Source organism: Jiangella alkaliphila, assembly GCF_900105925.1.
Taxonomy (GTDB): Bacteria; Actinomycetota; Actinomycetes; order Jiangellales; family Jiangellaceae; genus Jiangella; species Jiangella alkaliphila.
Genome location: NZ_LT629791.1, coordinates 7,251,307 through 7,275,242, shown reverse-complemented (window position 1 = coordinate 7,275,242; position 23,936 = coordinate 7,251,307). Strand labels below are relative to the sequence as shown.

The 23,936-nt window shown below is 73.5% G+C and carries 19 protein-coding genes; 10 read left to right on the top strand and 9 right to left on the bottom strand.

Annotated features, from left to right (window positions below):
• Entirely contained in the window at window positions 1–855 is an 855-nt protein-coding gene (locus tag BLV05_RS33510; protein ID WP_052762932.1) for a GNAT family N-acetyltransferase, read from the bottom strand.
• Window positions 852–1,715 carry an RDD family protein gene (locus BLV05_RS33505; protein ID WP_082155638.1) on the bottom strand — a complete coding sequence of 288 codons (864 nt, stop codon included), beginning with the start codon at window positions 1,713–1,715 and terminating at the stop codon, window positions 852–854. Before BLV05_RS33505 ends, BLV05_RS33510 begins: the two co-directional genes overlap by 4 nt.
• Window positions 1,716–1,733: 18 nt before the next feature.
• Between BLV05_RS33505 and BLV05_RS33500 the strand changes: the two genes are divergently transcribed.
• Entirely contained in the window at window positions 1,734–2,735 is a 1,002-nt protein-coding gene (locus BLV05_RS33500; RefSeq protein ID WP_046771471.1) for a stage II sporulation protein M, read from the top strand.
• A gap of 194 nt (window positions 2,736–2,929) precedes the next feature.
• Window positions 2,930–3,763 carry an IS5 family transposase gene (locus BLV05_RS33495; RefSeq protein WP_083421462.1) on the top strand — a complete coding sequence of 278 codons (834 nt, stop codon included), beginning with the start codon at window positions 2,930–2,932 and terminating at the stop codon, window positions 3,761–3,763.
• A gap of 415 nt (window positions 3,764–4,178) precedes the next feature.
• Here the strand turns inward: BLV05_RS33495 and BLV05_RS33490 are convergent, their stop codons facing one another.
• From BLV05_RS33490 to BLV05_RS33470, 5 genes are read right to left on the bottom strand one after another with little or no spacing between them, the layout of a single operon-like run.
• The gene (locus BLV05_RS33490; protein WP_046769640.1) at window positions 4,179–5,474 is read right to left on the bottom strand and encodes a DUF58 domain-containing protein; all 1,296 of its coding nucleotides are present in this window, start codon (window positions 5,472–5,474) and stop codon (window positions 4,179–4,181) included.
• The gene (locus tag BLV05_RS33485; RefSeq protein ID WP_231948653.1) at window positions 5,474–6,457 is read right to left on the bottom strand and encodes an AAA family ATPase; all 984 of its coding nucleotides are present in this window, start codon (window positions 6,455–6,457) and stop codon (window positions 5,474–5,476) included. The genes BLV05_RS33490 and BLV05_RS33485 overlap by 1 nt, the downstream gene beginning before the upstream one ends.
• 60 nt (window positions 6,458–6,517) lie before the next feature.
• Entirely contained in the window at window positions 6,518–7,798 is a 1,281-nt protein-coding gene (locus tag BLV05_RS33480) for a DUF4350 domain-containing protein (protein WP_052762609.1), read from the bottom strand.
• Window positions 7,795–8,460: a DUF4129 domain-containing protein gene (locus tag BLV05_RS33475; RefSeq protein WP_046769638.1), complete on the bottom strand. Its 666-nt coding sequence runs from the start codon at window positions 8,458–8,460 to the stop codon at window positions 7,795–7,797. The genes BLV05_RS33480 and BLV05_RS33475 overlap by 4 nt, the downstream gene beginning before the upstream one ends.
• Entirely contained in the window at window positions 8,457–9,983 is a 1,527-nt protein-coding gene (locus BLV05_RS33470) for a hypothetical protein (protein WP_052762608.1), read from the bottom strand. Before BLV05_RS33470 ends, BLV05_RS33475 begins: the two co-directional genes overlap by 4 nt.
• Before the next feature lie 195 nt (window positions 9,984–10,178).
• Between BLV05_RS33470 and mtrA the strand changes: the two genes are divergently transcribed.
• From mtrA to BLV05_RS33440, 6 genes are all read left to right on the top strand, one after another.
• Window positions 10,179–10,856, top strand: coding sequence for an MtrAB system response regulator MtrA (gene mtrA, locus BLV05_RS33465; RefSeq protein WP_046769651.1), 678 nt, complete (start codon window positions 10,179–10,181; stop codon window positions 10,854–10,856).
• A 4-nt stretch (window positions 10,857–10,860) separates the two neighbouring features.
• On the top strand, window positions 10,861–12,654 hold the full coding sequence (gene mtrB, locus BLV05_RS33460) for an MtrAB system histidine kinase MtrB (RefSeq protein WP_052762607.1): 1,794 nt from the start codon (window positions 10,861–10,863) through the stop codon (window positions 12,652–12,654).
• Window positions 12,647–14,392 carry an LpqB family beta-propeller domain-containing protein gene (locus BLV05_RS33455; RefSeq protein WP_046769637.1) on the top strand — a complete coding sequence of 582 codons (1,746 nt, stop codon included), beginning with the start codon at window positions 12,647–12,649 and terminating at the stop codon, window positions 14,390–14,392. The genes mtrB and BLV05_RS33455 overlap by 8 nt, the downstream gene beginning before the upstream one ends.
• A gap of 68 nt (window positions 14,393–14,460) precedes the next feature.
• Window positions 14,461–15,303 (top strand): ComF family protein, encoded by an 843-nt coding sequence (locus tag BLV05_RS33450; protein WP_052762606.1) that lies wholly within the window; start codon window positions 14,461–14,463, stop codon window positions 15,301–15,303.
• A gap of 185 nt (window positions 15,304–15,488) precedes the next feature.
• A complete protein-coding gene (gene hpf, locus BLV05_RS33445) occupies window positions 15,489–16,133 on the top strand; it encodes a ribosome hibernation-promoting factor, HPF/YfiA family (protein WP_046769636.1) in 645 nt (214 codons plus the stop codon).
• Between the two features lie 98 nt (window positions 16,134–16,231).
• Window positions 16,232–17,449 (top strand): winged helix-turn-helix domain-containing protein, encoded by a 1,218-nt coding sequence (locus BLV05_RS33440; protein ID WP_046769635.1) that lies wholly within the window; start codon window positions 16,232–16,234, stop codon window positions 17,447–17,449.
• Window positions 17,450–17,635: 186 nt separating this feature from the next.
• On the opposite strand, the gene BLV05_RS33435 is transcribed toward BLV05_RS33440, so the two are convergent.
• A complete protein-coding gene (locus BLV05_RS33435; RefSeq protein WP_046769648.1) occupies window positions 17,636–18,757 on the bottom strand; it encodes a GNAT family N-acetyltransferase in 1,122 nt (373 codons plus the stop codon).
• Window positions 18,758–18,907: 150 nt separating this feature from the next.
• On the opposite strand from BLV05_RS33435, the gene secA reads away from it, so the two are divergent.
• Window positions 18,908–21,802 carry a preprotein translocase subunit SecA gene (gene secA / locus BLV05_RS33430; RefSeq protein WP_046769634.1) on the top strand — a complete coding sequence of 965 codons (2,895 nt, stop codon included), beginning with the start codon at window positions 18,908–18,910 and terminating at the stop codon, window positions 21,800–21,802.
• Window positions 21,803–22,008: 206 nt separating this feature from the next.
• Window positions 22,009–22,992, top strand: coding sequence for an SGNH/GDSL hydrolase family protein (locus BLV05_RS33425; RefSeq protein ID WP_160312758.1), 984 nt, complete (start codon window positions 22,009–22,011; stop codon window positions 22,990–22,992).
• Here the strand turns inward: BLV05_RS33425 and BLV05_RS33420 are convergent.
• On the bottom strand, window positions 22,953–23,783 hold the full coding sequence (locus tag BLV05_RS33420) for an Rv3235 family protein (protein ID WP_052762604.1): 831 nt from the start codon (window positions 23,781–23,783) through the stop codon (window positions 22,953–22,955). The two genes, BLV05_RS33425 and BLV05_RS33420, sit on opposite strands and share 40 nt — an antisense overlap.
• Between the last annotated feature and the right edge of the window lie 153 nt (window positions 23,784–23,936).

Genomic DNA, 23,936 nt, shown 5'->3' with positions numbered 1-23,936 from the left:
TCAGCCGGGGCGGGCGAGGCGCACGTTGCGGGCGTAGGCCCGGAAGCCGAGCGCCTCGTACGCCGCCCGGGCGGCGGGGTACCCGTCGTCGCCGCGGGCGCAGACCCTTGCGTGCTTTGCGCCCAGATCGCTCGCGGCGCTCAGCGCGGCCAGCGTCGCCGCCGCGGCCAGGCCCCGGCGGCGGTGCCGCGGATCGGTGCCGACGGGCTCCAGCACGGCGATCTCGCCGTCGACCCAGGCCAGCGCGGACGCGGCCGGGGTGCCGTCCGGCGCGAGGACCAGCCAGTCCAGCTCCGGCCGGTACGACGGCGCCCGCATGACGCCGCGGTAGCCGGCCTCGGTCATGGTGACGTCGAACGCGGCGGCGTGGACGGCGGCTCGCGCGGCGGCGTCGGCCGGACCGGCCACCGGCCGCAGCGTGTACCCGTTCGGCAGCGTCGGAACGTCCGGGAGACCGGCCAGCGGGCGGCGCAGGTGCGCGAAGAACCGGGCGTCGTCCTGGCGGAGGTAGCCGTGCCGGGCCAGGTCCGCGGCCAGCGCGGTCTCGGCGTCCAGCACCGTCACCGAGGTCGCGCCGGACCAGGCCACGATCCGCTCCGTCAGCGCGAGATGCGCCGGGTCGAGCTGCAGGTCCAGGCGGCCCGCGCGCGCCCACGCCCAGGCGACGACGCGGTCGCCGTGCCGCCAGTGGGCCAGGCGCCAGGACGGGTCCGGGCGGCCGTGCTCGCACCAGAACCACGCCAGCTCGCCCGGATGCCAGCGGCTGGACCAGCTCCACAGCCTGCTCGCCAGCGCTTGCATCGCGGCCAGCTGCGCCGGGCCGGCGCCGTCGGAGCGGCGGTACCCGGTGGTCACGACGGGGGCGCGAAGCCGCCGTCGGTGCGCGACGGCGCCGCCGGCGGCTGCGTGGGCGGCGGTGTTGGTCGCGGCGGCGCTTGCTGGGGTGGGGGCTGCTGGGGCTGGGGTGGCGGGACGCCGTAGCGCAGGGTGTCGCGGCGGCGGCGCTCGGCGAGCACGGCGGCGAGGTAGTCCCACGGCTGCAGCCCGGGCGGGGGCGGCGGGCTGACCACCGCGGCCATCTCGTTCGCGAGGTCGACGGCCAGCCGGGTGCGCACCTCGGGCGCCAACTGCGGCGCCCTGGCCAGCAGCGACCGGGCGGCCATGGCGAGCCGGTCGGGCAGCCGGGACAACTCCAGCGACGCCGCCCACCCGGCCAGGCGCGGGTCGAGGACCGGCGGCGGCGCGGCCGTCGACGGGATCCGCTCGCGGATGACGACGGTGCCGGCCAGCACGTCGCCGATGCGCTTGTCGCGTGAGTTCAGCAGCGAGCAGACCATCGCGCCGACGCCCAGCGTGAGCACGAAGTCGGCGAACACCCCGGCCAACGCGCGGACCAGGGCGTGCCGGAACCGGATCGGGCCGCCGTCGTCGCGGACCACGCGCAGCCCCGCCGCCGCCTTCCCGAGCGACTTGCCGCGGGTCAGCGTCTCGACCGTCGTGGGCACGACGACCAGCAAGAACACCGTCCCGCCGATGACCAGCGCGGTCGCCAGCGCCTCGTCGACCCCCGGCGCGACCTGGCCGAACAGCAACAGCAGCGCGAACCCCAGCACCGCCAGCACCAGTGCGTCGAGCAGCAGCCCGAGCGCCCGCGACGGCAGTTTGGCCAGCCGCAGCTCGAGGGGGACGGCCTCGCCGGTCACCAGGTCGCTCACCCCGATAGTCTGCCTCAGGTGGACCTCGACGCGTTCGTCGCCGCGCACCGCGCCGAGTGGGACCGCCTCGAGCAGCTGGTCCGCCGCCGCGGCAAGCTGACCGGCCCGGAGGCCGACGAGCTGGTCGCGCTCTACCGGGCGGCGTCGACGCACCTGTCCACCATGCGCTCCGCCGCGCCCGACCCCGTCCTGCTCGGCCGGCTGTCGGCCCTCGTGGCCCGGGCCCGGACGGCGATCGCCGGCGCCCACGACCCCGGCTGGCGCGACGTCGTCCGCTTCCTCACCGTCGGCTTCCCAGCGGCGGTGTACCTCAACCGGCGCTGGTGGGTCGGCGCGGCCCTCGCCTTCGCCGTCGTGTCCGTCGCCATCGCCTGGTGGGTCGCCGCCAACCCCGGCGTGCAGGCGACGATCGGCGCGCCGGACGAGATCCGCCAGCTCGTCGAGCACGACTTCGAGGACTACTACTCCGAGAACCCGGCCGGCTCGTTCGCGGCGCAGGTGTGGGTGAACAACGCCTGGGTGGCGGCGGCCTGCCTCGCGCTCGGCGTCTTCCTCGGCATCCCGGTCGTCTACGTGCTCTGGATGAACGCCGTCAACGTCGCCGCGTCCGCCGGACTGATGGCCGCGGCCGGCCGGCTGGACGTCTTCTTCGGGCTCATCACCCCGCACGGCCTGCTCGAACTGACCGCCGTCTTTGTCGCGGCCGGCGCCGGGCTGCGGCTCGGCTGGACGGTCGTCGATCCCGGCCCGCGCAGCCGCGGCGAGGCGCTGGCCGAGACGGGCCGGGCCACGCTCGGCATGGCGCTCGGGCTGGCCTGCGTCCTGCTCGTCTCCGGCGTCATCGAGGCGTTCGTGACGCCGTCCGGCCTGCCCACGTGGGCCCGCATCGCCATCGGAGTGCTCGCCGAGGTGCTGTTCCTTGCCTACGTCTGGGTCTACGGCCGGCGGGCTGTTCTCGCTGGTGAGGTCGGCGACATCGACCGCTCCGCCCGCGCGGACACGCTGCCCGTTGCCGGGTAGTTGGCCGTCCCCCTGCTGCCCATTTTCTTAAGCCGTGGACCCGCGCCTCAAGTCCGACGCCTCTGCTGGTTGCGGTGGTCTGTGGTTGGGGGCTCTGGACTTGATCCGCGCGTCCCCGTTCTTAGTACGTGTTGGGAAAGTGGTTCGGCGTGCCTGCGTGACTGATGTGACGGACGTGGTGATTGTGGTGGTTCATGGACACGTCGTCGACACCGCGGTACCCGTCGGACCTGACCGATGCGCAGTGGGAGTTGATCGCGCCGATGGTGCCGGTGAAGCCGGGTGGGCGTCCGGCCAAGCATGCCCGGCGCCGGATCGTGGACGCGATCTTGTACGTGAATCGGACGGGTTGTTCGTGGCGGCAGTTGCCGCACGACTTCGCGCCGTGGGACACGGTGTACTGGTACTTCAAGACCTGGAACGAGGCCGGGGTGACCGACCGGATCCACGACGCGCTGCGCGCTCAGGTTCGTGATGGGAACGGGCGTGACCCGATGGCCAGCGCAGGGATCGTGGACGCCCAGTCGGTGAAGGGCGCGGACACCGTCGGGCGCGACAGTCGGGGCTACGACGCTGGTAAGAAGGTGAACGGCCGCAAACGCCACATCGTCACCGACACCCTCGGGCTGCTCATCGTGGTGCTGGTCACCACGGCCGGCCTGCAAGACCGCGTCGGCGCCCGCCCGGTGCTGGCGCGGGCGAAGATGGCCATGCCCTCGATCGCGCTGGTCTGGGCCGATGGCGGCTACGTCGGCAAGCTGATCGCCTGGGCCCAGCAGCACTGCCGCATCCTGGTCGACATCGTGCGCAAACCCGAGGGCCGGCACACCTTCGAAGTCCTCCCGCGCCGCTGGGTGGTCGAACGAACACTGTCCTGGCTGATGCGAACCCGACGCCTGGCACGCGACTACGAACGCCTCCCCGAACACTCCGAAGCGATGATCAAGTGGGCGATGATCGGCCTCATGACCCGACGCCTGGCACCCGCGCCCGGACGACGCCCATGGCAACCCGCGCACCCCAGATAGCACCTTTCCCAACACTTACTAAGAACTCGGCAGCTATCAGGGGGACGGGGGGAGTGTGGCGCCGGTCCTCACTCGCGTGGGGAGTACCTCACTCGCGTGAGGAACGGATGACGGCTGGATCGGTGCCGGGTGTGGTCGTTTGGCGGGTGAGGTGTGTCGGTGGCGGGTGAGGTCTCGCCGTCGTTGATGGGGGTGGTCGTCCTCGATGTCGGGAGCCGTGGTCTGCGGGGCTCGAGGACGTCTTTTGCCATCGAGGACGACCGCCCGGGTCGAGGGCCGGCTAGGCGAATCCCGGCGAACGGCGCAAATGGCCCGGGCTGTGCCCGGTTCTTCCCCGTCCCCCTGATAGCTGCGGCCTAAGAGAATGGGCAGCAGGGGGACACCCAACTAGGCAAACTCACCGGCGAAACCAGCATCAAAGCCGCCCACTGGCCTTCAACTCCAGGTAAGCGTCGGCGACGGCGGGCGGGAGATCGGCCGGCGGTTGATCGACGACGTGGACACCTCGGCGGGAGAGTAGCTCCGCCACCTGCGTACGGGCCAGCCGGTCGTGCTCGGCGGCGGCAGCGGCGTAGACGGCGTCGGAGTCGCCCCGGGCGGTCGCCAGCTCGGCCAGTCGCGGGTCGGCCACCGAGGCGACGAGGACGGTGTGTCGCCGGGTCAGTCGTTCGATCACGGGCAGCAGTCCCAGCTCGACGGCGCTGGAGTCGAGCCCGGTGACGATGACGACCAGCGCGTGCTGCCGGGCGCGGGTCAGGATCTCGGCGGTGAGCCGGCGGTAGTCGGTCTCCAGCAGCTCCGGCTCCAGCACCGCCAGCGCGCCGACCATCCGGCGCAGCACGTCGGTGGCGTCCAGCCGGGCGACGTCGGCGCGGACCTGGCGGTCGAAGGCGAGCAGGTCGACGCGGTCGCCGGCGCGGGCGGCCAGGGCGCCGAGCAGCAGCGCGGTGTCGATGGCGGCGTCCAGCCGCGGCTCGTCGCCGACCCGGCCGGCCGACATGCGGCCGGTGTCGAGGACGACCAGCACGTGCCGGTCGCGCTCGGGCCGCCAGGTGCGCACGACGACGCCGCCGTGCCGGGCGGTCGCGCGCCAGTCGATGGACCGGACGTCGTCGCCGCGGACGTATTCGCGCAGCGAGTCGAACTCGGTGCCCTGGCCGCGGACGCGCACCGCCGACCGGCCGTCGATCTCGCGCAGCCGGGCCAGCCGCGACGGCAGGTGCCGGCGGGCCTGGAACGGCGGCAGCACCCGCACGGTCCACGGGACGGCGTGCGAGCCCTGCCGCCCGGCCAGCCCGAGCGGGCCGAGGCTGCGCACCGTCACCCGGTCCGCGGGCCGGTCGCCGCGCCGGGTGGGCCGCAGCTGGGTCTCGATCAGCCGCCGCTCGCCGGCCGGGAGGTCGACGGTGACGCGGTCGGCGACGGCGCCCGCGGACGGCGGCCAGGCGTCGCGCAGCGGGCCGCGGACCCGGCGGCGGCCGTCGTTGCGGACGCTCAGCCGCACCGTCGCCGTCGTGCCCAGCCGGGCCGTGCGGTCGCCGTCGCGGGACAGCCGCAGCGCTCGCGGCGAGCCGGCCAGTGCCACGTCCACCAGGGCCAGCGCCAGCACGACCGCCGTCACCCCCAGGACGCCCGCCCATGACGGCGCCGCGGCCGCGACGACCACCGCGCCGATGGCCGCCAACGCCGCGGCCCGCCCCGTCAGGACCATCAGCGCGGGACGGGGACTGTGGCCAGGACCGTCTCGAGCACGGAGTCGGCGGTGACGCCCTCCATCTCGGCCTCGGGCCGCAGCGTCAGCCGGTGCCGCAGCGTCGGCCGGGCCAGCGCCTTGACGTCGTCGGGCGTCACGAATCCGCGCCCGGACAGCCAGGCCCACGCGCGGGCCGTCTTCAGCAGCGCCGTCGCGCCACGCGGCGAGACGCCCAGCTGCACCGACGGCGACATGCGGGTGGCCCGGCAGACGTCGACGATGTAGCCGAGCACGTCGGGATCGACCCGGACGGCGGTGACGGCGGCGCGCGCGGCCGCGAGGTCGGCCGGGCCGGCGACCGCCTGGACGCCGGCCGCCGCGAGGTCGCGCGGGTCGAACCCGCCGGCGTGCCGGCGCAACACGGCGATCTCGTCGTCGCGCTCGGACACCGTGACGGTGAGCTTGAGCAGGAAGCGGTCCAGCTGCGCCTCGGGCAGCGGGTAGGTGCCCTCGTACTCGACCGGGTTCTGGGTGGCGGCGACGAGGAACGGGTCGGGCAGCGCGCGCGGCTGGCCGTCGACGGAGACCTGCCGCTCCTCCATCGCCTCCAGCAGGGCGGCCTGGGTCTTCGGCGGCGTCCGGTTGATCTCGTCGGCGAGCAGCAGGTTGGTGAAGACCGGGCCCTCGGCGAAGGAGAACTCCGCCGTGCGCGCGTCGTAGACCAGCGAGCCGGTGATGTCGCCGGGCATGAGGTCGGGGGTGAACTGCACCCGCTTCGTCTCGACCTCCAGCGTCGCCGCGAGCGCCCGCACCAGCAGCGTCTTCGCGACGCCGGGCACGCCCTCGAGGAGCACATGGCCGCGGCAGAGCAGCCCGATGACCAGGCCGCTAACGGCGGCGTCCTGCCCGACGACGGCCTTCGCGACCTCCTGGCGGACGGCGGTGAGCGCTGCGCGGGCGGCGTCGGACGTGGGTGCGGGGGACTGCGCCGAGAACGTCACGATGGACGGGGATCCTTTCCGGTGGGCGTCGTGCGGGTGGCCCGGGGGACACCGGCAGCCCTATTCAGTCGGGTCATGCAATGAATCACGAACTCTCTCCTTTCGGCTTTCGCCCTGGACCGAGGGCTCAGGGGGACCTCCGGCCCCCCATCGCCCGCCGGTATTGCCTGACCCTCCGGCATTCTCCAGGGCGTCGAGGTCGTCGGCCAGCCGCACCAGGCCGGTGTCGTCGGCCGGCGGCGGGCCGGTCAGCAGCGCGGCGATCTCGGCGGCCGGGCGGCCGGTGCGAGTGGCGAGCGTCGTGACCAGGGCGTCGACGGCTCCCGGTCCGGTCTCGCTGGGCAGCTGGGTGGTCGCGGCCAGCCGGCGGATCGCGGCCGCGCGCAGCAGGCCGGCGGCGTGCTCGCGGGACCGGCCGCGGCGGTACAGCCGGGCCCGTCCCTCGGTCGTCTCGCTGGCCCGGACGACGACCGGCAGCGGCTCGGGCACCAGCCGGCCCAGCCGCCGGGCCCGCCAGAGCGCCGCCAGCAGCGCGGCGATCGCCAGCTGCCAGGCGCCGGCCCGGACCCAGCCGGGCAGCTGGTCGGTGAACGCGGCGGGCGTCTCGGCGCCCTGCTCCGGGATCGGCCGGTACCAGACCAGCTGCTCCGTCTCGCCGAGCAGCCCCAGCGCCAGCGCGGCGTTGCCGTCGTCGTCGAGGTGCTCGTTGGTCAGCGGGTCGGCGGTGCCGAGCAGCACGACCCGGCTGCCGCTCTCGGTCGCCGTGACCGCCAGCGCCGGCTCGCCGTCGACGGGGTAGCAGGCGGCGCCCGCGGACCGGCTGACGGAGCCGTCGTAGCCGAGCCCGCCCAGCCGCGCCGACCCCGCGCGCTCGGCGACCGGCAGGTCGCACTCGGGCTCGACCGAGCCCGGCTCGTCGACCAGCACCGCAGACAGCCCGGGCGCGTAGTCGGCGGCCCGCAGCTCCGCCGCCACCAGCACCAGCCGCGCGCCGGTGTCGACGAGGCGGTCGATCTGCCCGGTCGTGAGCAGGTCGGGCACCGTCACCAGCACGGTGTCGTCGGGGCCCGCGGCCGCCACGGCGTCGGCGTTGGTCCGCACCGGCCTGACGTCGACGCCCTGGTCGTCCAGCAGCCGCGCCAGCGCCCGCGCGCCGGGGTTGTCGACGCCCTCGGGGTCGAGGAAGCCGCGGCTGGCCCGGCTCTGCGCGATGCCCAGGATCACGGCCGTGAGCAGCAACAACACCACAACGGCGAGCGGCCGGCGCCAACGCCGCCACTGGTCGGCGCCGGTCGGGTCGAGCGACCGCGACTCAGGCGGCGCGGTGACGGCACTGCTCACCGCGGCACCGCCAGGACGGGCTCGTCGTCGGCCGGGTCGCGCCGGGGCTTCGCCTCGGCGACGGCGTGCTCGAGGTCGCGCAGCAGCCGGTCGTCGTCCTGCGTCGCGGCCGCGGCGCCGTAGCGGACGCCGTCGAACAGCCGGGCGCCGGCGTGCATGCCGCCGGCGGGCCGCGACAGCTCGCCGAGGACGGCGGTGGCCTCGCGCGCCGCCTCGTCGGCGGTGCGGCCGGCCCGCGGGTCGAGGACGCCGCGCTCCTCCAGCCCGGCGACGACGGCCCGGAACCGCTCGATGACGGCGGTGGTCCAGTCGCCGCGCGCGGCGGCGTCGTCGGCCGCGGCGCGGTACTCGGCGGCGCTGCGCGGACGGTCGGGCAGGACGGCGCCGGCCCGCTCGGCGGAGCGGCGGGCGAGCGGCCCGGCCCGCAGGATGACGAACGCGGCGAACCCGACCGCGAGGGCCACGACGATCGCCAGCCCGACCTGGCTGGACAGCGTGCCGGAGGCGGCGTCGAGGATGCGGTCGACCTGCTCGGCGAGCCAGCGCAGCACCCGCGTGACGATCGGGGTGTCGCGGTCGTAGGACGGCTGCGAGAGCTCCTGCCGGGCGAGGTCGCGGGCCTCGTCGCGGCCGAGGTCGACCGGGATCGACGCAGTGATCACGGCGGGCCTGGTGGCGCTCCGGTGCCGCCGCGGCCGTGCAGGTCGACGCCGGCGGCGCGGGCCAGCTCGATGTCGAGACCTTCACGCCGGATGCGCCGGTCGATGTACAGCAGGGCGACCGCGGCCGCCGTGAACGGGGCGGTGATGGCGGCGGCGATCATCAGCGCTAGCGTGTTCAAGGCGTACCAGGCAAGCGGCTCGTCGCTGATGGCGGTGTCGAGCATCGTCGGCACCCCGAACGGCACCGCCACGACCTGCTCGATCAGGAAGACGATGATCCTGATCAGCAGCAGGATGGCGAACACCCGCCACCACGACGTCGTCACCAGCGCCGCCGACCGGCGCAGCGCCTCGCGAATGCGGATCGGCCGCGTGGCGCCGCCGGTGGTCGTCGTCTCGAGCATCAACGCCGGCATCGACAGCGCGTAGCGGACGTACAGCCACACGGTCAGCGGAATGGCCGCCAGCCCGCCGAGCACGGCGACCAGCGCCGCGGCCGTGCCGCCGACGAGGCTCAGCAGGAGGGCCAGCACCACGACCCCGATGGTCGGGCTGAACCAGATGAGCGTGTAGAGCAGCGTCAGCCCCAGGAGCCGCAGCATCCTGCCCTTGGACGAGTTCCAGGCCTGGCGGATGGTGAGATCGCGGCCCAGCACCGCCTGCCCGACGACGACCGTCAGCACACCGGTGAGGAACACGGTCGCGAGCTGCGTGACGAGATAGCCGACCATGATGGCCGGAACCCGCTGCGCGAAGTCGTCGATCGCCTCGGAGTCGGACAGCCCGAGGTCGGGCTGCGTGATGCTGTCGCCGAACACCCAGGCCAGGATGAACCCGAAGAACAGCTGGGTCACGGCCGCCACGACGGCGGACAGGCCGAGCATGGCGGCGAGGTTGCGCCGGATCGTCGTGATGGCGCCGTCGAGGATCTCGGTCACCCCGAGCGGGCGCAGCGGGATCACCCCCGGCTTCACGTCCGGCGCCTGCCACGCCGGGCCGGGGCCGGACGACCACGCGCCGTAGCCCTGGCCGTACTGCTGGCCGGGGCCGCCCGGTGCGGCTGGCCCGCCCGGTCCGCCCGGTCCGTAGGCCGGACCCGGGCCGTAGCCGCCGGCCGGGCCACCGGGGCCGGTCTGGCCGGCTGGACCGCTCTGGCCGGGGGCGGCCGGGCCGCTGTACGTGGGTCCGCCGGGCCGGTCCCAGCCACCCGGCCGGCTCGCGGTCGGCTGCTGCCAGCCCTGCTGGCCGCGGGGCTGATCCCAGCCGCCGGTGTTCCAGCCGCGACCCGGATCGCCCGGCGCGTCGCCGCCCTGGTCACCCGGTGCTCCAGCGCCCGGCCCGCTCGTCCCGGCGCCGCCCGCCGCGCCCGGCTGCTGCGGCGACCAGCCCGGATATGGCGGCGGCTCCGGCGGACCGTCGGCCGGACTCGGCTGCGCGCGGGCCGCGTCGTCGCCGGAAGCGGGCGCGGTGTCGTCGCGCGCCGCGTCGTCATCCGGCGGAGGCGACCCCGCGATCCCGGACATCGGGCTCCCTTCTTCCGCACCGGCCGGCCGTTCCCGGCCGTCGCCGCCGCGTGCCTGCGACCCGCGGACACGCCGGTCTCAGCTCAATCCTGTCACGTCCCGCGACGACACTCAGACGACCCACCGGAGCGTCCCGGAGGCACGCTGATGAGCGACTTTTTCACTCTGAGGCCTCTTCGGTGTCACGATATGGACATGAAGGGACGTGTGCTCATCGTCGACGACGACACCGCGTTGGCGGAGATGCTCGGGATCGTGCTGCGCGGTGAGGGGTACGAGCACGCGATCATCACGCGCGGCGACGACGTACTTCCCGCCTTCCGGGAGTTCAAGCCGGACCTCGTGCTGCTCGACCTGATGCTCCCCGGCCGCGACGGCATCGACGTCTGCAAGGAGATCCGCGCCGAGTCCGGCGTGCCGATCGTCATGCTCACTGCCAAGAGCGACACCGTCGACATCGTCGTGGGCCTCGAGTCGGGCGCCGACGACTACGTCGTCAAGCCGTTCAAGCCGAAGGAACTGGTCGCGCGTGTGCGCGCCCGGTTGCGCCGCACCGACGACCCGAAGCCCGAGACGCTGCAGGTCGGTGACGTCGTCATCGACGTCGCCGGTCACTCGGTCAAGCGCGACGGTCAGCCGATCTCGCTGACGCCGCTCGAGTTCGACCTGCTCGCCTGCCTGGCCCGGCGCCCGTGGCAGGTGTTCACCCGCGAGGAGCTGCTCGAGAAGGTGTGGGGCTACCGCCACGCCACCGACACCCGGCTGGTCAACGTGCACGTCCAGCGGCTGCGCTCGAAGATCGAGCACGACCCCGAACGACCCGAGATCGTCGTGACCGTCCGTGGTGTGGGGTACAAGGCCGGACCTGGGTGAGCGGATGATCGGTCCCGTCAGCGGGGACGGCGCGGCGGCGGGCGCCGACGCGCTGTCGCGGTTCCTGCCGCGCCTGGCCCAGTGGGCGATGCGGCCGTGGCGGCTGGTCCGCGGCGCTTGGCGGCGCTCGATCCAGCTGCGGGTCATCACGGCGACGCTGGCGCTGTCGCTGGTCGTCGTGTCGCTGCTGGGCGTGACGCTGTCGCGGCAGATCACCGACGGGCTGCTGCAGGCGCACGCCGACGCGGCCGTCGCCGACGCCGCCGCGGGCGTCGACAGCGCCCAGCGCACGCTCGCGGTCTCCGACCGCCCACCCGACGAGCTGCGGCAGACGCTGACGAGCATCGTCGAGACGCTCGCGGCCAGCGGCAACACGTCCGCCGCGAGCGACCCGCTGTACGAGATCGTCGTGCTCGGCGGCGAGGGCGCGCGGACGTACCGTTCCGCCGTCAGCCCGCTGAGCGTTCCCGACGCCCTGCGCGAGCGGGTCGCCGACGAGGAGCGGATCTTCCGTACGTACACGTCGATGCGCTACCTCGACGGCCGAGAGGTGCCCGGCCTGGCGGTCGGCGGGCAGATCACCGACCCGTACGGCGGCGACTACGAGCTGTACTACCTGTTCCCGCTGACCGAGCAGCAGCAGACCATCGACCTCGTCCTGACGGCGCTGGCGACGGCCGGCGTGCTGCTGATCGTGCTGCTGTGCGCGCTGGCCTGGCTGGTCGCACGACAGGTCGTGACGCCGGTCCGGCTGGCGGCGCGCATCGCGGAGCGGTTCTCGGCCGGCAACCTGGCCGAGCGCATGGCCGTCCGCGGCCGCGACGACCTCGCCCGGCTGGCGATGAGCTTCAACCAGATGGCGGCCAGCCTGCAGCACCAGATCGGCCAGCTCGAGGATCTGTCGCGTATGCAGCAGCAGTTCGTCTCCGACGTCTCGCACGAGCTGCGCACGCCGCTGACGACGGTGCGTATGGCCGCGGACGTCCTGTACGAGTCGCGCGGCCAGTTCGACCCCATCACCGAGCGCTCGGTCGAGCTGCTGCAGGCCCAGCTGGACCGGTTCGAGGCGCTGCTCACCGACCTGCTGGAGATCAGCCGGTTCGACGCCGGCGCCGCCGCGCTCAACTCCGAGCGGTACGACGTCCGCGACGTCGTGCACAAGGTCGTCGACGCCGCCACGCCGCTGGCCGTCGAGAAGGGCAGCGAGCTGGTCGTCGACGTGCCGGTCGAGCCGGCGATGGCCGAGATCGACGCCCGGCGCATCGAGCGCATCGTCCGCAACCTCGTCGTCAACGCCGTCGAGCACGGCGAGGGCCACGACGTCCGCGTCACCGTCGCCGCCGACGACCACGCCGTCGCCGTCACCGTCCGCGACCACGGCGTCGGCCTGAAGCCGGGCGAGTCGTCGCTGGTCTTCCACCGGTTCTGGCGCGCCGACCCGGCCCGGGCGCGGACCACCGGCGGTACCGGGCTCGGGCTGTCCATCGCGCTGGAGGACGCCCGGCTGCACGGCGGCTGGCTGCAGGTGTGGGGCGAGCCCGGCGAGGGGTCGCAGTTCCGGCTCACGGTGCCGCGGCTGGCCGGCGACGACCTGCGCTCGTCGCCGCTGGCGCTGGTCCCGGAGGACGTCCGCGACGGCGGGCTGGTCGACGCCAGCGCCATCGGGGCGCCGTACCGCCGCATCGTCCCGGCCGAGAGCGACTCGCCTGTCACGTCGGCGGCGCCGCCCGAGGTCGAGCCCGCGCCGGCGGCGCCGTCCGCGTCCGCGTCGGCGGAGGAGGTGGGCCGGCATGCGTAGCCGCGTCGCCCTCACCGTCGCTGTGCTGGCCACCGCCGCCGTCGTCGCCGGGTGCAGCGAGATCCCGACGTCCGGTCCGGTGCTCGACGCGGGTGCCCCACAGCCGGACGAGCAGGACCGCTACATCGAGGTCATCGAGGCACCACCGCTGCCAGGCATGACGCCGCAGCAGATCGTCGACGGGTTCCTCCAGGCGATGGCCTCGTACCAGCCCGGCTACGAGACCGCCCGCGAGTACCTCACCGACGAGGCCGCCGCGGACTGGGACCCGTCCGCCCGGGTCGCGGTGCACTACGAGGCCAACCCAGTGGTCGAACCGCTCAGCGAGAACACCGTCCATGTGCGGACGACGCCGCGCGGCGAGGTCGGCGCCGACGGCGCGTTCACCGAGAACCCCGACCCGACGCAGCCGCCGGAGTTCGACCTGCAACTGCAGCAGGTCGACGGCGAGTGGCGCATCGCCAACCCGCCGCCGGGCATCCTGATCTCCGACTTCAGCTTCGAGCGCGAGTACCAGGCCCGCAACGTGTACTTCTTCGACCCGGGCTTCGAGGTGCTGGTGCCCGACGTCGTCTACCTGCCGCGCACCGCCAACGACGCGACCGCGACGCTGCTGGCCCGCAAGGTGCTGAGCGGCCCGACGGAGTGGCTGGCGCCGGCCGTCGCCACGGCCTTCCCCGACGGCGCGCAGCTGAGCATCGACGCCGTCCCCGTCGACAACGGCGTGGCGACGATCCGGCTGAGCTCGGACGCGGCGCTGGCCGATGAGGAGGCGCGCGAGCGGATGGTCGCGCAGCTCGCGTGGACGCTCGGCGTGCTGCCCGAGGTCGAGAGCGTCGACGTCCAGGTCGACGGCGTGCGGCTGATCCAGGGCGATCCGCTGTCGCCGGACGCCCCGCCGCTGAGCGGGTACGACCCGTCCGTGCTGCCGTCCGGCACGCCGCTGTACGCGATCGGCGAGACCGGCGTCGTGTCCGTGTCCGACGGTGAGATGACGCCCGTCCCCGGCCCGCTGGGCCAGCAGGCCGGCGCGAGCGAGGTGGCGGTGAACCTGGCGGCCAACCGCGGCGTCGTGATCAGCGCCGACGGGACCACCCTGCAGGCCGCCTCGTTCGGCGAGGACGAGCCGCTCGAGACCCTCTTCCAAGGCGCCGACCTCGTCTCGCCGGCCTGGGACCGCACCGACCTGGTCTGGGCCGTCGATCACGGCGCCGAGGGCCCCGGCATCGTCGTCGTCCGCCCCGACGGCCAGCCCGTCGCCGTCGACGCCTCCAGCCTCACCGGCGACGTCGACCGTCTCGCCATCTCGCCTGACGGCACCCGGGTCGCGCTGGTCATGGTCGGGGGCGAGGCGCTGGTCGCCAACGTCGTCCGCGACGCCGACAACGACGCCGCGATCCGCATCGACGCTCGTCCGCAGCCGATCGGCCCCGAGGGCGTCGCCATCGACGTCGCGTGGAGCTCCTCCAGCCCGTCCTGGAGCGCCGCCGACACCGTCGTCATCCTCCTCCGGACCGAGTCGAGCGCGGGTGAGGCGGTGCAGCCCTTCCACGCGGCGCTGTCCGGCCAGGAGACCCTCCCGCGCGGCGGCCTCCCCGCGGGGAATGCCTCGCGGGTCGGCGCCGCCGCCGGCCTGCCCGTCGTCCTCGAGTCCGGCGACGGCGTGCTGTACGTGCAGCGGTCCAGCAACGCGTGGACGGAGATCGGTCCCGCCCGCAGTCCCGCCTACCCCGGCTGACCAGCCGCTTCGCCCTCCCGCGGCCGGCGTGATCCGACCTTGTCGGACCCATGGTGCATGCTGGTTCCATGATCGTTTTCGCCGACTCCGCCGCCGCTCCGCCCGGCCGTGGCGCCGTCTCCTCCGCACCGGCCGGACGGCGCGGGCTCGCCCGCCTGCGTCACATCGTCGCCCGCGTGCGCCAGGCCTTCCGCCGCCTCGGTCAGGCGGCCGCTGACCTCGCCCTCGGCTGCGCCTGCGCCGGCTGCGGTGAGCATCCGGGCTTGCTCTGCCCGTCCTGCCGTGCCGCGCTGCTGGGTCCGGCAACGCGCGCCGCGACGGTCCCCGGCCGGCCCGACCTCCCGCTGGCCGGCGCCGCGGCCTACGCCGGCGCGGTCCGTGCCGCGATCATCGAGCACAAGGAGCGCGGACGCCTGCCGCTGGCCACCCCTCTCGGCGACGCCCTCGCCGTCGCCGTCACCGCCCTGCTCGCCACCGACGCCCCCTGCCACGCCGCAGACTCCGACATCCCGGTCCGCGGCGATCCCGCCCATGGCGACCGCGCCGTCGCGCTGGTCCCGGTCCCGTCGGCGCCCTCGGCGGTGCGCCGCCGTGGCCACGACCCCCTCCTGAGGTCGGCGCGCCGGGCCGCGGCGACCCTCCAGCGGTCCGGCCAGCAGGCCATCGTCGTCGCCGGGTTGCGCCACGGGCGGCGGGTGGCCGATCAGGCCGGCCTCGACCGGCGCGAACGTGAGGACAACCTGCACGGCTCGCTCGTCGCCACCAGGACCGCGAACCGCGCGACGCACGGCTGCTGCGTCGTCCTCGTCGACGACATCGTGACCAGCGGGGCGACGCTGCGTGAGAGCGCCCGGGCGCTCGAGGCCGCCGGCGTGCGCCCATGCGGGGCGGCGGTGATCGCGGTGGTGTGACGTCCGCCGCGGTTAGCAGAAATCGGGCGGTTCCACGTGTACGAAAGGCGACGAACGGCTAACGTTTGTGCATGGCACCCATTGTCGATCCTCGACCCCACGAGGAAGGCCGGGTGCGAACCCCGGTCCCCTGAGCGCGCGGGTGCTGCTCGACCGTCTGACCCACGACGACCGGGAGGTTTCGAGTGGATATCGTCATCAAGGGCCGTCACACGACCGTGCCGGAGCGGTTCCGTAGCCACGTCGCGGAGAAGCTCTCCAAACTCGACAAGATCGCCCACAAGGTCATCCGCGTGGACGTCGAGATCTCGGCCGAGGCCAACCCTCGACAGGCCGACCAGTCCGAACGGGTCCAACTGACCCTGCACTCGAAGGGTCCGGTCATCCGGGCCGAGGCGGCCGCCGCCGACCGGTACGTCGCGCTCGACCTCGCCACCGACAAGCTCGTCGCCCGGCTGCGCAAGGCCGCCGACCGCCGCCGCGTCCACCGGGGCAACCGCACGCCCATCTCCGTCGCCGCGGCCACCGCCGGGCTCGACGGCGCCGCCATCCCGGCGCAGCCGTCGCCCGCCGCGTCCGCGGCACCGGCCGCTACGGCCGTCACCGCACTCGAGGACGCGCCCGATCCCTACGCCGTCCCCGACACCGGCCCCATGGTGGTCCGTGAGAAGACCCACCGCGCCGAGCCGATGACGCTCGACCAAGCGCTCTACGAGATGGAACTGGTCGGCCACGACTTCTACCTGTACGTCGACGCCGAGTCCAAGATGCCCAGCGTTGTCTACCGGCGCCGCGGCTACGACTACGGCGTCATCCGTCTCGACGTCTGACCCGGCCCGACCCGCATCGGCACGTCCTCACCGAGGGCGTGCCGATGGCCGTTCCGGACCACCCCGACCCTGTCGGTACGCGCTGATAACTTCGCGCCATGGCCCGACGAGAGAAGCTGACCAACGCGGCGGCCCGGCGCGTGGCGCTCGCCGCCCAGGGGTTCGCCGACCCACGGCCGCCGAGTCCCGACCGGCGGGCCGTCCGCCGCGTCGTCGACCGCGTCGGCGTGGTGCAGATCGACTCCGTCAATGTGCTCTCGCGCTCGCACTACCTGCCGTTCTTCAGCCGGCTCGGGCCCTATCCGCGCGCCGAGGTCGACCGCGCCGCCAACAAGTCACCGCGCATGCTGTTCGAGTACTGGGCGCACGAGGCGTCCTTGCTGCCCGTCCGCACCCAGCCGTACCTGCGCGCCCGCATGGCCCGGGCCGACGAGGCCGCGTGGGGCGGCATGGTCCGCATGGTCCGCGAGCGGCCCGAGTTCGTCGCCTGGGTGCGCGACGAGGTGAAGCGGCTGGGCCCGGTCACGGCCGGCGAGATCGAGGACGACGCGCCGCGGGCGAAGGACAACTGGGGCTGGAACTGGTCCGAGGTCAAGAAGGCGATCGAGTACCTGTTCTGGGCCGGCGAGGTCACCGCGGCCGGCCGTAACGGCGCGTTCGCCCGGCTCTACGACATCCCCGAGCGGGTGCTGCCGCGCGACGTCCTGGCCGTCCCCACCCCGACGCCGGAAGAGTCGCACCGCGAGCTGGTCCGCATCGCCGCCCGCGCCCACGGCGTCGGGTCCGAGCAGTGCCTGCGCGACTACTTCCGCCTCCCGGTCGCCGGCGCCAAGGCCGCCATCGCCGACCTCGTCGACGCCGGTGAGCTGCTGCCCGTCACGGTCGACGGCTGGAAGCGCCCCGCCTACCTCCACCGCGACGCCCGCGTGCCGCGCCGGGTCGACGCCCGGGCGCTGCTGAGCCCGTTCGACTCGCTGATCTGGGAACGCGCCCGCACCGAGGCGCTGTTCGGCTTCCGGTACCGGCTGGAGATCTATGTTCCGCCCGACAAACGGGTGCATGGCTACTACGTGCTGCCGTTCCTGCTCGGCGACGCCCTGGTGGCCCGGGTCGACCTCAAGGCCGACCGTCAGGCCGGCGTGCTGCTGGTGCAGTCGGCCTGGGGCGAGCCCGGCTCGCCGGCCGACACTCCTGAGGAACTGGCCGACGAGCTCGTGTCGCTGGCCGGGTGGCTCGGCCTCTCCGGCGTGACGACCACCGGCCGCGGCGACCTCGCCACGCCGCTCCAGGAGGCCCTCCAGCGCGCCGCCGCCTGACGACCGCGCGGCGTGCCGGTTGACCGCCACGCGCCGCCCGCCCCGAAGTTGATCTTGGAGTCGTTCGGCCATCTAACGGGCATTTCGGACCGCAATTGCCGAAGAAGTCCAAGATCAACTCGGGCCTCGGGCCTCGGGCCTCGGGCCTCGGGCGCCTGGGGCGCATGATGCGGTTCGGGGGTGGCGTCAGGGGAGCGGGTCGTCGGAGAGCAGGTCGTACCAGTGCAGGTCGAGGACGATGCCGCCGCGGATCCGCTCGCCCGCCCGCTCCACGCCCGACGGCCGGAAGCCGGCCCGCTCCATCACCTTGCGCGACGCGTCGTTGCCGGTCACGTGGGCGATCACCAGGCGCCGCAGCCCCAGTCCGCCCGACTGCACCGGCGCGAACGCGTGCCGCGCCATCAGCCCGACGGCCTCAGTCGCCACGCCGCGGCCGCGCGCCGCCGGGTGCACCCAATAGCCGATCTCCGCACCGCCGTCGTGCGTCAGCAGGCCCATCAGCGAGAACGCCCCGATCGCCGGCCCGCCCTCGGGCAGCGCCGCCGCCCAGTGGACGCCCCGTCCGGCGGCCGCCTCCTCCTCGCGGTCGCGGATGTAGGCGCGCGCGATGTCGCGCGTGTACGGCGACGGCAGCCCGCCCAGCCAGTGCTGTGTGACGGGGTCGTTGCACGCCTCGACGACGGCGGCGGCGTCGGACTCCGCGAACCGGCGCAGCGCCACCCGCGAGCCGGTCAGCGTCGGGACGTCCAGCCACGGCGACACGGGGCGCATCGGCTCGCCGGCCGCCAGCGTCGCCACCCAGGTGTCCCGGCGGACGCCGCGCTGGGCGATGCCGCCGCGGACCTTGCCCTCGATTCGGAACCCGCACGCCCACGCCACCCGCCGCGACGCCCAGTTCCCGGCGACGGCCCGCCAGAGCAGGTGCGTCAGCCCGGGCCCGACGTCGGCGAACGCGTACTCGGCCACCAGCCGGACCGCCCGCGACACCAGCCGGCTGCCGCGCGCCTCCGGCCCCACCCAGTAGCCGATCTCGGCGGCGCCGTCGCCCCGCGCGCGCAGGCCGATCATCCCGAGCGCGACACGGTCCTCCGGCGAGCGGATGGCCCAGACGAGGTCCTTCTCGGTCTCCCAGCCGCCGGGCACGATGTCCTCGACGAAGCCCTTCGCGTGTTCGTGCGTGTAGGGCGAGGGCAGCGTGGTCCAGCGCTGGATCTCGGGGTCCTGGCACAGCTCGGTGATGCGGTCGATGTCGGCGGCCACCGGCACCGCGAGCAGCAGGCGCTCGCCACGGAGCTCGAACGGTTGCACGCCTTGCATCCTGCCCGCTGCCGCGCATCGAGGTCGAGTCGTTATCTTTTCCGTGACCCGACGTACCATGGGTCGACGGAGCCTCTGTACCTCCCCCGGAGCCACCGGGCGCGACGAACGCCCAAGCCCGCTGCATAGGAGTTGACCCGCGTGCCTGTTCTGCTCGACAAGATCCTCCGTGCCGGTGAGGGCAAGATCGTCAAGCGCCTCGAGGCGATCGTCAAACAGGTGAACAGCATCGAGGACGACTTCACCTCGATGTCCGACGACGACCTGCGTGGCCTGACCGACGAGTACCGCAAGCGGCTCGCCGACGGCGAGACCATCGACGACCTGCTGCCCGAGGCGTTCGCGACGGTACGCGAGGCGGCTCGCCGGGTCATCGGCCAGCGGCCCTACGACGTCCAGGTCATGGGCGGCGCGGCGCTGCACCTCGGCAACATCGCCGAGATGAAGACCGGTGAGGGTAAGACGCTGGTCGCCACGCTGCCGTCGTACCTCAACGCGCTCGCGGGCAAGGGCGTGCACATCGTCACCGTCAACGACTACCTGGCCCGCTACCACGCGGAGTGGATGGGCCGCATCCACCGCTTCCTGGGGCTCGAGGTGGGCGTCATCCTCAACGGCCTGACGCCGGCCCAGCGCCGCGAGGCCTACGCCGCCGACATCACGTACGGCACCAACAACGAGTTCGGCTTCGACTACCTGCGCGACAACATGGCGCAGCGGGTCGAGGACCAGGTGCAGCGCGGTCACAGCTACGCCATCGTCGACGAGGTCGACTCCATCCTCATCGACGAAGCCCGCACACCGCTCATCATCTCCGGCCCGGCCGACCAGCCGACCCGCTGGTACACCGAGTTCTCGAAGATCGCGCAGCGCCTGCGCCGCGACACCGACTACGAGGTCGACGAGAAGAAGCGCACCGTCGGCGTCCTCGAGCCCGGCATCGAGCGGGTCGAGGACTGGCTCGGCATCGACAACCTCTACGAGAGCGCCAACACCCCGCTGATCCAGTACCTCAACAACTCCATCAAGGCCAAGGAGCTGTACCGGCGCGACAAGGAGTACGTCGTCAAGGACGGCGAGGTGCTCATCGTCGACGAGCACACCGGCCGCATCCTCGGCGGGCGCCGCTACAACGAGGGCATGCACCAGGCCATCGAGGCGAAGGAAGGGGTGGAGATCAAGCAGGAGAACCAGACCCTGGCGACCATCACCCTGCAGAACTTCTTCCGCCTCTACGACAAGCTCTCGGGCATGACCGGTACGGCCGTGACCGAGGCCGCCGAGTTCGACAAGATCTACGGCCTCGGCGTCGTGCCCATCCCGTCGAACCGCCCGCTGGCGCGCCTCGACGAGGACGACGAGATCTACCGTACCGAGGAGGCCAAGTTCGACGCGGTCGTCGAGGACCTCGTCGAACGGCACCAGAAGGGCCAGCCGGTCCTTGTCGGCACCACCAGCGTCGAGAAGTCCGAGCGCCTGTCGCAGCTGCTGCGCAAGCGCGGCGTCCCGCACGAGGTCCTCAACGCCAAGCAGCACGATCGCGAGGCCGCCATCGTCGCGCAGGCCGGCCGGAAGGGCGCGGTCACCGTCGCCACCAACATGGCCGGTCGTGGTACCGACATCATGCTGGGCGGCAACCACGAGTTCATGGCGCAGGCCGAGCTGAAGCAGCGCGGGCTGGACCCCATCGAGGACGCCGACGAGTACAACGCCGCCGAGATCGCCATTCTCGAGAAGCTCGACGCGCAGGTCTCGGCCGAGCGCGACGAGGTCCGTTCGCTCGGCGGGCTCTATGTGCTGGGCACCGAGCGGCACGAGTCCCGCCGCATCGACAACCAGCTGCGTGGCCGGTCCGGCCGGCAGGGCGACCCGGGTGAGTCGCGGTTCTACCTCTCGCTGCAGGACGACCTCATGCGGTTGTTCAAGAGCGAGTGGGTCGAGATGATCATGCGGACGTTCAACCAGCCCGACGACGTCCCCATCTCGCACAAGCGGGTCAGCAACGCCGTCAAGAGCGCGCAGACGCAGCGCGAGGCGCAGAACTTCGAGATGCGCAAAGACGTCCTCAAGTACGACGACGTCCTCAACCGCCAGCGCATGGTCATCTACGACGAGCGCGTCCGGGTTCTGCACGGTGAAGACCTGCACGAGCAGGTCACCGGCATGCTCGACGACGCCGTCACCGCGTACGTCCAGGGCGCCACGGCCGGCAGCTACCCCGAGCACTGGGACCTCGACCAGCTGTGGACGGCGCTCAAGACGCTGTACCCGGTCGGCGTCACCGTCGAGGAGGTCGAGCAGGAGGCCGGCGGCCGCAACGCGCTGACCCCTGCCGGGCTCACCGAACGGCTGATCGAGGACGCGCATGTCGCGCTCCAGGCCCGCGAGGACGGCCTCACCACCGACGTCATGCGCGAGCTCGAGCGCCGGGTGCTGCTGACCGTGCTCGACCGCAAGTGGCGCGAGCACCTCTACGAGATGGACTATCTGCGTGAGGGCATCGGCCTGCGGGCGTTCGCCCAGAAGCAGCCGCTGGTCGAGTACCAGAACGAGGGCTACGACCTGTTCGTCGCCATGATGGACGCCATCAAGGAAGAGTCCGTCGGCCTGGTGTTCAACCTGGAGGTCCAGGTGCAGGCTCCGGGCGACGGCGCCGCGACGCCCACCGCGCCCGGTGCGCCGGTGGTGCAGGCCAAGGGCCTCGGCGGGGCGCAGCGGCCGCAGCAGCTCCAGTACACCGCGCCCACGGTCGACGGCGACGCAACCGTGCAGCGCCGGGTCGAGCAGGTGCGTCCGGCGGCGGCCCGTGGCGGCGGCCAGGCCGCAGCGGCGGGTGCGGCCGGTGCGGGCGCCGCTGTGGCGTCCGGCGCCAACGGCGAGCGAGGCACGCACGCCGCGTCGGCCGACGACGGCGAGATCGACTTCAGCAACGTGTCGCGCAACGCCCTGTGCCCGTGCGGCTCGGGGAAGAAGTTCAAGCGCTGCCACGGCGACCCGCGGCACGCGTCGCAGAGCTCGGAGCAGTCGGCGAACTGACTGCCGGGGGTCTTCGCTCGTTCGCTGACGGGCGGTGCAGGGGCGTTGTCACGCCGTTGCACCGCCCGTCAGACGTTGTTGGCGGGAAATGTGTCCCGCATACGGTTTCCGTCCGCTATCGTCCTTTGTGACGCTTGGTGATGCCGAGTGTCACATTCCCCGGACGGCGGATGGGAGGAGCGGCCGCTACCGGCCGCGCAGCGCACATGACTCTGACCTCGACCAGCCACCACCAGCAACGATCCCCTCGATCACTCACCAGAACGGCCGTCACGCTCTGCGTGGCGGCCGTCGTGCTGGTGGGGGCGGCCCTCGGCGCGGCGGCGGACGCGTCGGCGACGGAAACGACGGCGGAGTCGGCGGCCGACACGCCGTCGGCCGTCATCACCCTGGGCGACTCGTATTCGTCCGGCCTCGGCGCCGGCGGCTACGTCGACGACTGTGACCGGACGCCGCAGGCCTGGAACAACCTGATCTTCGGCAGCGCCGTGACCGACCGGACGCTGCTGGCCTGCTCGGGCGCCGCGATCCCGGAGCTGACACAGCAGGTGCAGCAGTTGGCGGCGATCCCCGGCGCCGGCGATCGGCTGATCACCGTCACCGTCGGCGGCAACGACGCCGGGTTCGCCGACGAGCTGATCAACTGCCTCACGTCGTTCTTCTCCTGCACCCGCCGCGAGGCCGAGCTGACGACGTTGATCAACAGCCTGCACCAGCCACTGGTCCAGCTGTACGACTCCGTGCAGGCGGCCGCGCCCGGCGACGAGGTGATCGTCGGCGGGTACCCGATGCTCGTCCCCGACCCCGCGGTCCGCGACGACTGCCCGGCGCTGACCGGCCTGCTGTCCGACTCCGAGCGGCAGATGCTCCGCCGTCTCGGCGTCCTGCTCAACGACGTCATCGACAACGCCGCCGCCGAAGCCGGCGTCGAGTCGGCGTCCGACGAGGTCGCGGCGGTGTTCAACGGGCACGAGGCGTGCGCCAACGCGTCCGGCGACTGGCTCTACGGCCTGAAGATCTCCTGGACCGACTCGACCGAGCCGACGACCGCGACTGCGACCGCCAGCGGGTCGCCGTACCAGCCGCAGTGGGACATCGTGTCGTCCTTCGTGCGTGACTCCTTCCACCCGACGGTGAACGGCCAGGCGGGTTACGCCGACGCGTTCGAGGAGGCCTGGGCCGCCCGCTGACCCTTCGCATCGCGCCGGTCGCCGCTGCTTCCTCGACGGCGGCCGGCGCGGCGCGGCGGGCCTGGCTCGACGAGGTCGAAGGCGGTGCACAGCCACCGGCCGTCGTCGGCCTCGAGACGCACGGCCACCGCCCGCGCCGCCCCACCCCACTGCACGACGACGCTCGCCTCGGCCACCGTGGGGGTGACGCGGCAGACCCGCAGCGCCCGGATCCGCGGCCGCTCGGCGGGCGCCTCGTCCTGGGCGATCGCCCGCCGAGCCAAGTCGCGGTACACGGGCTCGGCGGTCCACCGCACCAACTGCTGCAGCGGGCGGCGGCCGTGCAGGCACTCCAGCGCCGATCGGGCCAGCCGGGCGGTCCAGCGGCGCGGATCGGGCAGCTCGTCGGTGCCCGCACCGCCTCGTCGTGGGCCTCCTGTCGCCGCCGCCCGGCCGGCGGACGCCTCTGCCCCCGCGCCTGATGCGCGCATCGCCACCGCGCCGCCGGACGCCGGCGACCTGAGGGGAGGCGGCTCGGGGCCGGGGTAGCGCAGCCACAGGCTGTCCGCGGCCGCCGGCTCGTCGGCGTCGAGGGGCTGCAGGTAGTCCTCGAAGGCGAGGTCGGGCACGAGGTCGAGCGGCAGCGTGCCCTGAATCGGCGTCCCAGGGGCGGGCGGCCCGTCCGGCGGCCGCCGGACGCCGCGGGCGACGACGATGCCGAGCTCGTCGTCGAAGGGCGGCTCGGTGACCGGCGCCGGCAACAAGCACACCCGGCTCACGTACTGCTCCGGCGGAGCGGACGTCGCGGCCATCGATACCTCCAGAGGGGTGGGCGAACGGGCGTCACGAGCATCGAAACCGCCCCGCGCCAAGGGGTCAACGGGGTCGAGGAGTCGGGCAGTTTGCCCGCCCGTTCGGGCTAGTCGGGCAACCTCCGGCGGGCGCCGAAAAGGGGAACGGGCAAC

Bases quoted from the DNA above. Each gene is read 5' to 3' on its own strand.
- BLV05_RS33495 (WP_083421462.1), top strand. From the start codon at position 2,930: ATGGACACGTCGTCGACACCGCGGTACCCGTCGGACCTGACCGATGCG.
- BLV05_RS33490 (WP_046769640.1), bottom strand. From the start codon at position 5,474: ATGGTCCTGACGGGGCGGGCCGCGGCGTTGGCGGCCATCGGCGCGGTG.
- BLV05_RS33470 (WP_052762608.1), bottom strand. From the start codon at position 9,983: ATGTCCGGGATCGCGGGGTCGCCTCCGCCGGATGACGACGCGGCGCGC.
- mtrA (WP_046769651.1), top strand. From the start codon at position 10,179: ATGAAGGGACGTGTGCTCATCGTCGACGACGACACCGCGTTGGCGGAG.
- mtrB (WP_052762607.1), top strand. From the start codon at position 10,861: ATGATCGGTCCCGTCAGCGGGGACGGCGCGGCGGCGGGCGCCGACGCG.
- BLV05_RS33455 (WP_046769637.1), top strand. From the start codon at position 12,647: ATGCGTAGCCGCGTCGCCCTCACCGTCGCTGTGCTGGCCACCGCCGCC.
- BLV05_RS33450 (WP_052762606.1), top strand. From the start codon at position 14,461: ATGATCGTTTTCGCCGACTCCGCCGCCGCTCCGCCCGGCCGTGGCGCC.
- BLV05_RS33440 (WP_046769635.1), top strand. From the start codon at position 16,232: ATGGCCCGACGAGAGAAGCTGACCAACGCGGCGGCCCGGCGCGTGGCG.
- BLV05_RS33425 (WP_160312758.1), top strand. From the start codon at position 22,009: ATGACTCTGACCTCGACCAGCCACCACCAGCAACGATCCCCTCGATCA.
- BLV05_RS33420 (WP_052762604.1), bottom strand. From the start codon at position 23,783: ATGGCCGCGACGTCCGCTCCGCCGGAGCAGTACGTGAGCCGGGTGTGC.